Origin of the sequence: Streptomyces sp. NPDC048696 (assembly GCF_043198895.1) — a bacterium.
GTDB lineage: Bacteria > Actinomycetota > Actinomycetes > Streptomycetales > Streptomycetaceae > Streptomyces.
On the sequence record NZ_JBICVJ010000034.1, the window covers coordinates 1 to 12,709 of the forward strand.

Annotated in this window: 11 protein-coding genes; 3 read left to right on the top strand and 8 right to left on the bottom strand. The window is 72.3% G+C overall.

Going from position 1 to position 12,709, the window contains the following annotated elements; genetic code table 11:
* Positions 1-416: 416 nt before the first annotated feature.
* The 4 genes from msrB to ACGFRG_RS36010 all read right to left on the bottom strand — a co-directional run bounded on the left by msrB (position 417) and on the right by ACGFRG_RS36010 (position 3,889).
* Positions 417-842, bottom strand: coding sequence for a peptide-methionine (R)-S-oxide reductase MsrB (gene msrB, locus ACGFRG_RS35995; RefSeq protein WP_393270916.1), 426 nt, complete (start codon positions 840-842; stop codon positions 417-419).
* Between the two features lie 13 nt (positions 843-855).
* Positions 856-2,250: a UDP-N-acetylmuramate--L-alanine ligase gene (gene murC / locus ACGFRG_RS36000; protein ID WP_393270919.1), complete on the bottom strand. Its 1,395-nt coding sequence runs from the start codon at positions 2,248-2,250 to the stop codon at positions 856-858.
* 227 nt (positions 2,251-2,477) lie between these two features.
* Entirely contained in the window at positions 2,478-2,963 is a 486-nt protein-coding gene (locus ACGFRG_RS36005; protein WP_361432655.1) for an indole-3-glycerol phosphate synthase, read from the bottom strand.
* Positions 2,964-3,124: 161 nt separating this feature from the next.
* Positions 3,125-3,889 carry a pyrimidine reductase family protein gene (locus ACGFRG_RS36010; RefSeq protein WP_393270922.1) on the bottom strand — a complete coding sequence of 255 codons (765 nt, stop codon included), beginning with the start codon at positions 3,887-3,889 and terminating at the stop codon, positions 3,125-3,127.
* A 36-nt stretch (positions 3,890-3,925) separates the two neighbouring features.
* Between ACGFRG_RS36010 and zapE the strand changes: the two genes are divergently transcribed.
* The 3 genes from zapE (at position 3,926) to ACGFRG_RS36025 (ending at position 6,560) form a co-directional block, all read left to right on the top strand.
* A complete protein-coding gene (gene zapE, locus ACGFRG_RS36015; protein WP_361432660.1) occupies positions 3,926-4,996 on the top strand; it encodes a cell division protein ZapE in 1,071 nt (356 codons plus the stop codon).
* A 52-nt stretch (positions 4,997-5,048) separates the two neighbouring features.
* The gene (locus tag ACGFRG_RS36020; protein WP_393270924.1) at positions 5,049-5,474 is read left to right on the top strand and encodes an OsmC family protein; all 426 of its coding nucleotides are present in this window, start codon (positions 5,049-5,051) and stop codon (positions 5,472-5,474) included.
* Between the two features lie 216 nt (positions 5,475-5,690).
* Positions 5,691-6,560 carry a PPK2 family polyphosphate kinase gene (locus ACGFRG_RS36025; RefSeq protein ID WP_393270927.1) on the top strand — a complete coding sequence of 290 codons (870 nt, stop codon included), beginning with the start codon at positions 5,691-5,693 and terminating at the stop codon, positions 6,558-6,560.
* A 23-nt stretch (positions 6,561-6,583) separates the two neighbouring features.
* On the opposite strand, the gene ACGFRG_RS36030 is transcribed toward ACGFRG_RS36025, so the two are convergent.
* The 4 genes from ACGFRG_RS36030 to ACGFRG_RS36045 form a co-directional block, all read right to left on the bottom strand.
* Complete coding sequence (locus ACGFRG_RS36030; protein WP_393270930.1) at positions 6,584-7,261, bottom strand: DUF5825 family protein; 678 nt, start codon at positions 7,259-7,261, stop codon at positions 6,584-6,586.
* 31 nt (positions 7,262-7,292) lie between these two features.
* Entirely contained in the window at positions 7,293-9,230 is a 1,938-nt protein-coding gene (locus ACGFRG_RS36035; RefSeq protein WP_393270932.1) for a RiPP maturation radical SAM C-methyltransferase, read from the bottom strand.
* Between the two features lie 222 nt (positions 9,231-9,452).
* On the bottom strand, positions 9,453-11,339 hold the full coding sequence (locus ACGFRG_RS36040) for an alpha/beta fold hydrolase (protein ID WP_393270935.1): 1,887 nt from the start codon (positions 11,337-11,339) through the stop codon (positions 9,453-9,455).
* A complete protein-coding gene (locus tag ACGFRG_RS36045) occupies positions 11,336-12,619 on the bottom strand; it encodes an MFS transporter (RefSeq protein WP_393270938.1) in 1,284 nt (427 codons plus the stop codon). Before ACGFRG_RS36045 ends, ACGFRG_RS36040 begins: the two co-directional genes overlap by 4 nt.
* Positions 12,620-12,709 lie beyond the last annotated feature (90 nt).

A 12,709-nucleotide genomic window follows, 5' to 3' on the forward strand; every position in this document is an offset into this window, starting at 1 on the left:
TCAAGGTACGGACGCTTCCTTTGTTCCCGTTTCCGGGCCCTCCGGGCGCTTCCTTCGTTTCCGACTCTATCAGACTCTTTCGTGTCCGATTCCCGGTCTCCCAGGCTCAAGTCGTTTTGTCTTTCCGGCTGTTGGGCCGTTCCGACGTCCCAGACTCTAGCCGATTTCCCGGGTGACTCCTAATCGAGCGAGTCGTTCGGTCCATCAGTGCACTCCCACTCCATTCGAAATGTAATTCGGCATGCCGAAATTCATCCCGGTCGGGAGGTCGTGCTGAGTTGGGTTGCCGCAAGTCTGCGGCGGATGGCTGTCGCAGAACCGTTCCGGCTCCGCGACAACTCGGAGAACATTACGCGCCCGTTGGACTCACGTCAACCCGACACCGGCCGGGCCCGGCTGGCGCCGGGCCGACCGGCTCAGGCCTCGCCCGGTCCCGGCTCCGGCGTCGGCTCCAGCCGCAGCGAGATGGAGTTGATGCAGTACCGCTGGTCCGTCGGGGTCGGGTAGCCCTCGCCCTCGAAGACATGGCCCAGGTGCGAGCCGCAGCGGGCGCAGCGCACCTCGGTGCGGACCATGCCGTGCGAGTGGTCCGAGATGAGCTCGACCGCGTCCGTGTCCTTCGGGTCGAAGAACGACGGCCAGCCGCAGTGCGACTCGAACTTGGTCTCCGATGTGAAGAGCTCGGCGCCGCAGGCCCGGCAGGAATAGACGCCCTTCGTCTTGGTGTCCGTGTACTCGCCGACGAAGGCGGGCTCCGTGCCGGCCTTCCGCAGCACGGCGTACTCCGCCGGGCTCAGCTCCGCGCGCCACTGCTCGTCCGGCTTCTCGACCTCGTACGACATGGCAGGAACTCCCTCAGTTGGACAGGCGGGCCAGGATCTGGGGGCCCAGGTCCGTCACGTCGCCCGCGCCCATGGTGAGAACGAGGTCACCCGGCCTGGCCATTCCCGCGATGACGTCCGGCACGGTCGTCTTGTCGTGGACGGCCGTGACGTCGGCGCCGGCCGTGCGGGCCGCGTCGATGATCAGCGTGCTGGTGACGCCCGGGATCGGATCCTCGCGCGCGGGGTAGATGTCGAGGACGACGGAGGCGTCCGCCAGGGCGAGCGCCCGGCCCATCTCCGCGCCCAGCTCCTGCGTGCGGGAGAAGAGGTGCGGCTGGAAGACCACGAGCAGGCGCGAGTCCGTGGCGGCGGAGCGCATCGCCTCCAGGTCGGCGGTCATCTCGGTCGGGTGGTGCGCGTAGGAGTCGATGACCTGCACGCCGGCCGCCTCGCCCTTGAGCTGGAGGCGGCGCTTGACGCCGGTGTACTTGCCCAGGGCCGAGGCCAGGTTGTGCGCCGGGATGCCGAGGGCGACACCCGCGGCGAGCGCGGCCACCGCGTTGTGGGCGTAGTGGCGGCCCGGGACGGAGACCGTGAAGGTGAGGAACTTGCCGCCGAGCAGCACGGTGACCTCGCTGGTCAGGCCGCGCGGGGTGACCTTGTGGACGCGTACGTCCGCCTCGGGGTCCGCTCCGTACGTCACGACCTTCAGCGACGACAGGTCGCGCACCCGGCGGGTCAGCTCGGCCGCGCCGGGCTGGTCGGCGGCGACGACGAGCGTTCCGCCGGGGACGATCTTGCCCACGAAGGTCTCGAAGGAGTCGTAGATCTCGTCCATCGAGGCGTAGTTGGCGTGGTGGTCGAGCTCGACGTTGAGGACGATGGCGACCTCGGGGTCGTACTTCTGGAAGCTGCGGTCGCTCTCGTCCGCCTCGGCGACGAAGATGTCGCCCTCGCCGTGGCGGGCATTGGTGCCGGGTCCGGCGAGGTCGCCGCCGATCGCGTACGAGGGGTCGAGGCCCAGCTCGGTGAGGGCGACGGCCAGCATCGAGGTGGTGGTCGTCTTGCCGTGGGTGCCGGCGACGGCGATGGCGCGCAGGCCGCCCATGAGCGACGCGAGCGCGTCGGAGCGGTGGACGACCGGGATGGAGAGCTCGGCGGCGCGGGCGAGCTCCGGGTTGTCGGCGCGGATGGCGCTGGAGACGACGACGCAGCTGGCGTCGGCGGCGAGGTGATCGGCGGCGTGCCCGATGTGGACGGTCGCGCCAAGCGCCCGCAGCGCCTCGGCCGTGCCGGACTCCTTGGCGTCGCTGCCCGCGACCTTGGCACCGCGCTGGGCGAGGATCTTCGCGATCCCCGACATTCCGGCACCGCCGATGCCGATGAAGTGCGGCCGTTCCATGGCGGTGGGAATCGCGGGTGCCATTGCGTGTGTCTCCCGGGGGTGCGACGTACAGAGATGGGCATCAGCCTATGCGGTGTCCGGCCTGTCGCGGTCCGGGACGGCTCGTGGTGCGGTGGCGCACCCTGCGCGCGGTGGCTCGCTCCCGGGCTCCACGCGCGCGGTGGCCCGCCCTCGGGCCGCTCCCCCGGGGCATCGCCCGCACGCCCGCCGGTGCCCCACCGTCGAGCCGCGAGCGCCGGAGCGCCCCCTCACTGCTCGCTGTGCGCCTCCTCGCCGTGCGCGAACAGCTTCAGGACCGGTACGCCGACCTTGTGACGGGCGCGGGAGGCCCAGTCCCGGTGGAAGAACTCCTCCACGTAGTGCGGCGCGGTCAGCACGATCACCTCGTCGGCGCCCACCTCGTCCACGACCGACTTCAGCAGGTCCAAGGGGTGGTCCTCGACGATCTGGCCGACGGCCTGGCAGCCCTGGTCGCGCAGGACCTGGAGCGAGTACTGCAGGCCCAGCTCGGCGGGCCGGCGCGCGTCGCTGCCCTCGGGTTCGTCGGCCTCGTGGACGGCTTCGTCGAGCTCGCCGAGCGCGACGTCGTCGATGGCGCGCAGCAGGCGGTCCTGGTCGCCCCTGGGCTGCATCAGGACGACGAAGGAGACCGGCTCGTCGCCGTGCAGGGTGGTGACGAATTCCACGTCGACGGAGGTCAGGGGCTTCTCGATCATCAAAACGCTTGTGAACACGACAAACGCCCTTCTCTTCTCTCCGTGGCCGGTGCCGCCTCGAATCGCCTTCGGCGGCGGCCCGGCCCCTGCGGAAACCATCCTTCCCCGTGCCCGCACGGGGTCTGCGTGAGTAAGTGTGCCCGCCGGAAGCTAACCGGAACGGCAAATTCCGCTGATTGTCAGATCCGACGGTAACGCGTGTAGAGGAACCCGGCCTCTTCCAGAAGGGACTCCAGACGGAAGCGTTCCGGGACGCTCACCGGGGGCCCGCCCGCGATGCGCTGGGCGGTGCCCGCCGTCAGCAGCGGGGCCACCGTCAGACAGAGCTCGTCGAGGACTCCCGCGGCCACGAACTGGCCCAGCAGGCGGGGCCCGCCCTCCGTCAGCATGCGCGGCAGACCGCGGCCCGCCAGCGCCTCGACGGCCCGGGCGGGCTCCACGCCGGGCCCGTCGCCCGCGACCACCACGACCGCGCCCGCGCGCTCGGCTTCGCGCACCCGGTCCGGCGGCGCGGCGGCCCCCGTCAGGATGAGGGTGGGGACGAGCGGCGAGGTGAAGAGGGGGAGGCCGAAGTCCAGGTCGAGGGCGGCCGTGACCACCGCGATGACCGGGGCCGGTCCCTGGCCCGCCGCCTCGCGCCGGGCGGCGAAGGCCTCCCGCGCCCTGGCCGGGCGGTAACCCTCCTGCCGTACCGTTTCCGCGCCGACCACGACCACATCGGCCAGCGCCCGCAGCGTGCCGAAGACACGCATGTCGGTGTCGGAGGACAGCGGCTGGGAGCGGCCCTCGTGCTGGCCCGCGCCGTCGAGCGAGGAGACCATGTTGGCCCGCAGCCAGGGGCCGTCCGTCTTGGGGTACGCGTAGGCCTCGGCCAGCGCGTCGAACGACCACTCGCCCTCCGGCTCGGACGGTGTCTGGTCGGTCACAGGGAACAGGCGTCGCATCCGTGCAGTCTTACACGGCGCTTACAGTGGGGAACTGTGTCGACCAGCCCGATAACCGAAGCGGCCCCGCTGTCGCTCTGCGCCCGTGAGCCCCATGTCCCCGCCGACCGTCTGGTCGCCGAGATGGTGCCGCCGCCGCGGTTCGACTCGGTCCGCTTCGAGACGTACGTACCGGACCCGAACCAGCCGAGTCAGCGCGAGGCCGTCACCGTCCTCAGCTCCTTCGCGGCGGGTCTGGGCGGGGCGCACGCCACCGGGAGCGGGCGCCGCAAGTGGTTCGGCCGCAAACCAGCCGCGCCCGCCGCGCCGCGCGGGGTCTATCTCGACGGCGGCTACGGCGTCGGCAAGACGCACCTGCTGGCCTCGCTGTGGCACGCCACTCCGGCCGAGCCCGCGCTCAAGGCCTTCGGCACCTTCGTGGAGCTGACCAATCTGGTCGGCGCGCTCGGGTTCCAGCAGACCGTGCGCACCCTGAGCGGGCACCGGCTGCTCTGCATCGACGAGTTCGAGCTCGACGACCCGGGCGACACCGTCCTTGTCTCCTCGCTGCTCGCGAAGCTGGTCGAGGAGGGGGTGGCGCTGGCCGCGACCTCCAACACGCTGCCCGGCAAGCTCGGCGAGGGCCGGTTCGCGGCCGTCGACTTCCTGCGGGAGATCCAGGGCCTGTCCGCGCACTTCCGGCCGCTGCGGATCGACGGCGAGGACTACCGCCACCGGGGGCTGCCCGAGGCCCCGCCGCCGTACTCCGACGAACAGGTCGCCAAGACCGCGTACGCGACCGAGGGCGCGGCGCTCGACGACTTCCCCGGACTGCTCGACCATCTCTCGCGGGTCCACCCCAGCCGTTACGGGGCGATGACCGACGGGGTGAAGGCGGTATGCCTCACCGATGTGCAGCCGGTTCCGGACCAGTCGACGGCGCTGCGGCTTGTGGTGCTCGCCGACCGCCTGTACGACCGCGAGGTGCCGGTGCTGGCCTCCGGCGTCCCCTTCGACAAGCTGTTCAGTGACGAGATGCTGAACGGCGGCTACCGCAAGAAGTACTTCCGGGCCATCTCCCGCCTCACCGCCCTCGCGCGCGACGCGAAGGGGCTTGTGGGGCAGTAGGTTTGGCGCACAGGGGGCCGAAATCCCCCTTAGCCACCAGAAGGGAAACATCATGGCCACCACGCGTACGGCGCACACGGTCTGGGAAGGCGAGCTCATCAAGGGCTCGGGCACCGTCACCTTCGACTCGTCCGGCATCGGTTCGCAGCCGGTCAGCTGGGCGTCCCGCGCCGAGCAGGCCAACGGCAAGACCAGCCCGGAGGAGCTGATCGGGGCGGCCCACTCCAGTTGCTTCTCGATGGCCCTCTCGCACGCTCTGACCGGCGCGGGCAACCCGCCCACCCGTCTGGAGACCAAGGCGGACGTGACGTTCCAGCCGGGCGAGGGCATCACCGGTGTCCACCTCACCGTGCGCGGCGAGGTGCCGGGCCTGGACGAGCAGGGCTTTAAGGCCGCCGCCGAGGACGCCAAGAAGAACTGCCCGGTCAGCCAGGCGCTGACGGGCACGACGATCACGCTCTCGGCCGAGCTGGCCTGAGCCGCGGCCGAGGCCGTCTGAGCGACACGACCCGCATGATTCATGGGTCACCCTTGGGGTGATCCGGTCATGCGGGTCACGTGTTCCTGTCCGCCTCCTGGCCGCAGTGGCACTGCGGCCAACTGCGCGCGAGGGGGGCGCACCCCGCGCCCGTCAGCGCTCGCGCCGCGTTCCGTTCCGTCGCACGATCGAGGGAACCGACCGAAGGGGTGCGCAGTGGCCAAGAAGGGCAAGAAGAAGCCCGAGCGGCAGGACCTCCGCGCTCTGCTGCGCCTCCCGGTGGGCAAGCCGGTCGACCTGACCGGGTATCCGGCCGACGCCACGACGGGCGGGCCCGACGGCAAGGCCGCGGGTCTGGCGGCGACCGCCGCGATGGGCGGGGAGCTGGCCGAGCTCCAGGAGCGGCTGTTCGCGGCGAGCACGGCGGGCGACCGGCGCCGGGTCCTGCTGGTCCTCCAGGGCATGGACACCAGCGGCAAGGGCGGCACGGTCAAGCACGTCATCGGCCTGTTCAACCCGTCCGGCTGCCGGATCAGGTCGTTCAAGGCGCCCACCCGGGAAGAGCTGAACCATCCGTTCCTGTGGCGGATCATGCGGGCGCTGCCGCAGCCGGGCGAGATCGGCATCTTCGACCGCTCACACTACGAGGACGTCCTGATCGCGCGCGTCCGCGAGCTCGTCCCGCACCGGCGGCTGGGCCGCCGCTACGGGCAGATCCGCCGGTTCGAGGACTCGCTCGCGGACGACGGGGTGAGCGTGATCAAGGTCTTTCTGCACATCGGTTACGAGCAGCAGCGCCGTCGGCTCCTTGCGCGGCTCGACAACCCCGAGAAGCACTGGAAGTTCGACCCGGGCGACATCGACGAGCGTGCGCTGTGGCCCGCCTATCAGAGGGCGTACGAGATCGCGCTCGAACGCTGCTCGACGGACGTGGCCCCCTGGTATCTGGTCCCCTCCGACCGCAAGTGGTACCGGAACTGGGCGATCAGCAGGCTGCTCCTGGAGCATCTGCGCGACCTCGACCCGAAGTATCCGGCGGGCGACTTCGACGTGGCCGAGTGCCGGCGGCGACTGACGGATGACTGACGGGCGACGGTCCTGACGCTCTATCAGATTGCCATCGCCTCCTGGATCCAGCGGTTCACCCGGTACGGCAGCCACCACGCGAGGTCGCCGACCTCCAGGACCAGCCGCTCCCCCACGAAGTCCGCGAGGACGGCGTCCGGTACCGAGTCCGCCCGGGCGCCGTACGCCAGTGCCCCGATGACCTCCCGGTACTCCGGCTCCTCGGCGGTGAAGCGGCGCAGGTCGCCCCAGCGGCGGTCGCGGATCTGGACGAAGCCCGGGCCCTGGCGCCACAGGCATTTGCAGAGGTAGTGGCCCTCGCGCCAGCCGCGCAGGGCCCCGGCCGCGTCGGCGGGTCCGTCCAGGCGCTGCGGCGGCTGGAGATGGCTGAGCACCCGCCAGGTGTCGTCGGGCGCCGCCGGGTCGAGCCGCAGTCGCCACTCGACCAGGACGGCCCGGGCGGTCAGGTCCCGGACCAGGCTGAGGGCGCGTACGGCGTGCTCGGCCGCGCCCGGCGCCCGCAGGTCGGCGAGGTCCACCGGCGCCGTGAGGCGGACGCGGCGCGCGCCCGACTGCCAGAGCCGGTCGCTCTCCTCGCCGACCGGGCCGGTCAGTTCGAGGTCGCCGAGGAACATCCCGGGCAGGGTGCAGGCCTCGGGGTCGTAGTCGCGCCAGGCGGCGACGGTCACAGCGGTGGGGCGCGTGGTGAGGGCGGTGCTCATCGGGCGGATCCTCCGGCTCGTACGGTCGCGGTCAGACGTGGGCGGGCTCGGGCCGGGCGGTCTTTCCGGCCTCGTCGAGCGCCGCGTGGGCGTGGCGCATGAAGTCCAGGCGGAGCAGGTCCTCGTTGACGGCCGCGGGCGCGATGTGGACGTACTGGCCGCCGTCGGTGAAGACCAGGCCGAGCGCGAGCCAGTGGTCGAGCAGGCGCCGCACCTCGCTCTCCTCGCGGGCGGCGCCCTTGACCCTGGCCGCGGCCTTGCGGGTGAGGGCGGCGGCGGTGTGCGGCTGGTCCAGGAGGCGGAAGGCGGCCAGTTCGAACGGGTCGGTCAGCTCCAGCGCGCCCCAGTCGAACCCGCGCCGCCTGCTGACCAGGACGATGCGGTCGCCGAGGTCGGCGTGGGTGAGCCGGGCGTCCGCGTGGTGCTTCTTCCAGCCGTCGAGCGCGTCGTTGAGCGCGGTCACCGTGGGCTCGCCGATGCCGCGCTGCGGGGCCTCGAAGACGTACGCGAGGTCGTAGAGCTCGGATTCGGGCAGGTCGTAGGTGAAGCGGTAGTGCTCCTCGGGACGCAGTCCGTCGAAGCCGAGCTCGGGGCGGTTGAAGTACGGGCTGAAGCGCTCGATGGCGATGCGCGCGGAGAGGTCGACCGGCGGGTTGAGGTGTTCCAGGGCCGGTATCTGGGCGATGACCGGGTCGTAGTCCTCGGCGGTCTCCCCCGGGAAGCCGTGCAGATAGTTCCAGGCCACCGAGAGTCCGGTCTCGGCGCCGTCCCGCAGCATCCGGACGTTCTGGCAGCCGCTGACGCCCTTGTCCATCAGGTCGAGGACCCGGTTGTTGAGGCTTTCGATGCCGGGCTGTACGTAGATGAGTCCGGCCTCGGCGAGCGTACGGAGCTGGCTTCGGCGCATGTTCGCCTTGATCTCGATGTGCATCCGCAGGTCGTAGCCGCTCTCGATGATGCGCGGCAGCACCGTGGTGAGGTAGCCCATGTCGAGGATGTTGTCGACGAGGTACATGTCCAGCACCCGGTGGCGGCGGGCGAGCTCCATGATCTCTTCGAAGAACGTCTCCGGGCTCTTGGAGCGGTACTGCATGAACGAGCCGTTGAGGCCGCAGAAGGTGCAATGGTGCTTCTCGCCCCACCAGCAGCCCCGGGCGCCCTCGACGACCAGCTTGGGCTCGACCCAGTTGCGGGCCACGGACTCGGCGAGGCGCTCGAAGTAGCCGCTGTAGTCGGGCGGCAGGATCGCGACGGGCGGCAGCGGGCTGGTGGCCATCGGGTTGACCACGCTCGTGCCGTCGGCCCCCCGGTGGCACAGGCCGGGCACGGCGGACAGCGCGGCCGTGTCCGCGCCCTCGGCCAGGGCGGTCAGCAGCTGCGGGAAGGCGGACTCGCCCTCGCCCCGGATCACATGGTCGACAAACGGGAAGTTGCGGTGGACGGCCTCGCCCTGCTCGCCGTCGCAGTTGGCGCCGCCCATGACGGTCACGATGTGCGGGGCGAGCCGCTTGACGTGCTTGGCGGCGGCGAGCGCCGCGGTGTTCTGCTGGAAGGTGGAGGTGAAACCGACGACGTCGGGCGCGTACTCGACGATCCGCCGGGCCATGAGCTCCACGAACTCCGGCACCTGGCGGTGCAGTTCCTGTGACATACGCAGCCGGGACTTGCGCAGTTTGCCCTTCATCGCGGCGGCGAACTCCTCGTCGCGCCAGCCGGGGTCGTCGTAGAGGGCGGAGGAGAACACCCAGTCGCCGCAGCCCATGAAATAGGAGGAGAGCGCGTAGTACTCGTAGTCGTCGGCGGTGAATGCGGTGCGTTCGGTGATCCAGTCGGTGAATTCGAGATTGGCGTGCAGCACCTCGGCCCGGGCACCGGGCACGCGCTCGTCCACGCTGCGCTTGAGGATGCCCAGGGCGAGCGAGGGAAGGTCGATCGGGGACCACGGCATATTGACCAACAGAACGCGCATGTCGGCTCCTCGGGGAGTGCGCAGTCATGACGGAAAAGAGGCCCGGGGGCCGAAATCACCAGGCCGGAAGCTCTGGTGGAGGGGCACCGGCCGGCCCGGCGGCGAACCGCCGGGCCGGCCGGCGAGGATCAGTCCTCTTCGCCGTCCTCGGCGTTACGGAACGGAACCTTGATGGTCACGCCGACGCTCGGCTTGCGGTTCTCCTCGTCACCCGCGAGCGGGTCATTGTGGATGATGTCCTTCTGCATGGCCGGAACTCCTCTCTGTGTGATGGATGGTGCCGGTCCCGACGGGCGCCGTGGCGCGGGCACGTCCGGGATCCCCGATCCGGTCGGAGCGGGGGGTCTGGGGGGTGGTGCGGGCCGGGCCGCGCAACTCGCGGTCGAGGAAGACCACGGCGCGGCGCAGGACGGCCACATGGTCGTCGGCCTGGTAGCCGTCGTGGCCGGTGTCCAGCCACATCGACTCGTGCCGCACGCGCGCGTGGCGCAGCGCGGCGAGATACGTACGCACCTGGCCGGGCGGGCACTTGGCGTCCCGGGTGGCGGCGACGACCAGCAGCGGGGCCCGCACCATCGCCGCGTACCGCAGCGGTGAGCTCCGCTCGTACCGCTCGGGCACCTCGTCGGGCGTGCCGCCGAACAGCCGCTCGTCCAGGGCGCGCAGGGCCGGGGTGCCGGTGCGGTGGGCGGCCGCGGAGTCGGCGACGGGCTTCACGGCGACGCCCGCCTGCCACAGGCCCGGGCGCACGCCGAGGGCGAGCAGCACCAGGTAGCCGCCCCACGAGGTGCCCCACAGCCCGACCGCGTCGGCGCGGACGATGCCCTGCGCGACGAGGTCCGCACGCACCGCGACCAGGTCCTCCACCTGGGTATGGCCGACGCCCTGGCCGAACGCCCGCCGCCAGCGCGGCCCGTAGCCGGTCGAGCCGCGGTAGTTGACCCGTACGACGGCGAAGCCGGAGGCGACCAGCGAGTGCACCACGCCGTCGTAGGCGTCCCGGTCGTGGTCGGCGGGGCCGCCGTGCACCAGGAACACGGCCGGGACCGGTCCCCGGCGGCCCTCGGGCAGGCTGAGCAGCGAGTGCACCGGGCCGTCCGGGCCGGGGGTCCACAGATCCCGGTGCTCGCCGGGCACCCGGTCGGCGATGCCGTGCGTGGGCGGGAGCGGGGTGTCGGCGGTGGAGCCCATGCGAGGCGGGGTCGCCGTGTCGGTCCAGAGGTAGTGGACCTCGTCACCCGACCGCGGCGCCGCGTCGAGCAGGGTCCCGCGCGGGGTCGGCACCGGCTCGCGGGTGCGCTCCGCCAGGTGCACGCGGTGCAGCGCGCTGCGGCCGTGGCGGTCCTGGCGGACCAGGACCGAGCGGCCGTCGGGGTGCCAGCGGGCGGTGATCTCGGTGTCGAAGGCGCACCAGGAGTGGGTGACGACACCGCAGGTGGCACCGGTCCCGGGGCGCCAGCTCGCCAGCACATAGCGGTCGTCGGTCTCGCGCACGAGCAGCAGCTCGGCGCGGTCGCCGACGGGTGCGAAGCCCAGGCTCCAGAGCCGGCCGTGCGGCCCGTCCCCGGGCAGCACCGCGCGCGTGGTGCCGTCGTCGGCCAGTACGGTCACCGCCCGCGCCGAGTCCGCCGCGCCGCTGAGGGCGAGGAGGCGGCCGTCGGGGGTGATGCCGGAGAGGCCGGCGTGTCCGTCGACGCGCGCCAGCTCGCGGGCGGTGCCGCCGCGCGGGCCGATGTGGAAGGCGGTGGTGCGGGCGTCGCCCAGCCCCATGGCGACCGTCGCGTTGTCGCTGACGGCGAGGCCGCGCGCCTGGCCCGGGGCGACCCCGGTCAGGCCCGGCCGGTCCGCCCCGCCGTCGAACGGCTGGAACCGCCACAGCCCGACGCCGTGGGCGTCCTCGTCGAACCACCACACCCGGGCGTCGCGGTCGATGGCGTGGTGCAGGGTGCCGAGCGGGCGGTCGGTGACCTGTCGGGAGCGGCGGGTGGCGGCGTCCCAGGTGAACACCTCGCAGCGGCCTCGGGCGTCGGCGGTGAGCACCATCCGCGCGGGGTCGGCCGCGCACACTTCGGGCAGGGCGGCCCGGTAGACCTGGTAGCGGCCGGTCATACGGTCGCCCCCTTCGGCGGGACCGGTCCCGGGACGCCGCCCGGCGGGATACGGACGAACGTCGTCCGGCAGGCGAGCAGCGTCAGCACCCCGGCGCACACCACCGCGGGCGCGGCGGTCCCGGCGCGGGCCGCGAACAGCCCGGCGAGCACGGGCGCCAGCGCGGCCGACCCGCCGACGGCGGTCCCGAGGACCGCGCCGGTACGGGCCTGGAGGTGCGGCGGGGTCTCCTGGATGGCCCGGGACTGGAGCACCACGGTGACCAGCGGCATCAGCAGGCAGAACACACCGAACAGTCCGCCGTACGCCCAGGGCCCCTTGGCGGTGGCGAGCCCGGCGGCGAGCGGGACGAGCAGCCACGTCACGGTGACGAGGAGCCTGGCGGCGCCGATCCGGCCCGCGATCCGGGGCGCGGCCAGCGACCCGACGAGCCCGGCGGCGCCGGAGAGCGCGAGCACAAGACCCATCGGGCCGCCGCCGTGCCCGCCGTCGTGGAGAGTGAAGACGGCCCCGTAGTACAGCGCGACGATCACGCCGTTGACGGTGGTGGTCCACAGGAGCACGAGCCGCAGGAACGGCGAGGTACGCACGAGCGCGAGCCCGGCACCGAGTTCGGCGACGAGGGCGGAACGGCGGCGGGGGTGTGGGGGCTCGGGTGTGGACGCGGGCCCGGACGCGTCGCGAACCACAGGAGCGGACGCGTCGAGCACGGGCGCGGGCTCAGGCTTCGCCGGGCGCAAATCCGAGCGCAGTGCCCGTACGCACACCGCCGCGACCGCGTACGACACCGTGTCCGCGAGGAAGGGCAGGGCGCGGGACGCCTGGTAGAGGGCGCCGCCCAGGGCCGGGCCGAGGATCAGCGCGCCCTGGTCCCCGGCCGACAGCCCGGCCACCACGCGCGCGTTGTCGTCGGGTGGCGCGATCAGGACCACCGTGCCGGCGGCGGCCGCCTCGTACACGGCCGTGGAGAAACGTTCCAGCAGAACCACGCCGAGCAGCAGGACCAACGGCGGGCCACCCGCCGCGACGGCGACCGTCACGGCCGCCATGGCCAGCGCGGACACCACGGCGGACCAGAACATCACCGGCTTGCGCGCACCCCGGTCGGCGGGCACGGCGGCCAGCGGGGCGAGGAGCAGCCCCGCCGCGGTGGACACGCCCGCGATCAGCCCGACGACCGCGGCCGAGTAGCCGAGCCCGAGGAGCAGCAGCGGCAGCACGACTCCGGACGCCTGGGTTCCGAGTGCGTCGGTGGCGCTCGCCCACCAGAACAGGCGCACATCCCGCGAGGTTCTTGAGGTTCTTGATGCCCTTGAGGTTCTTGCGCGGGCGGCGGACTTGCCGGCGGCCGCGCGGATGGAGCCCATCAG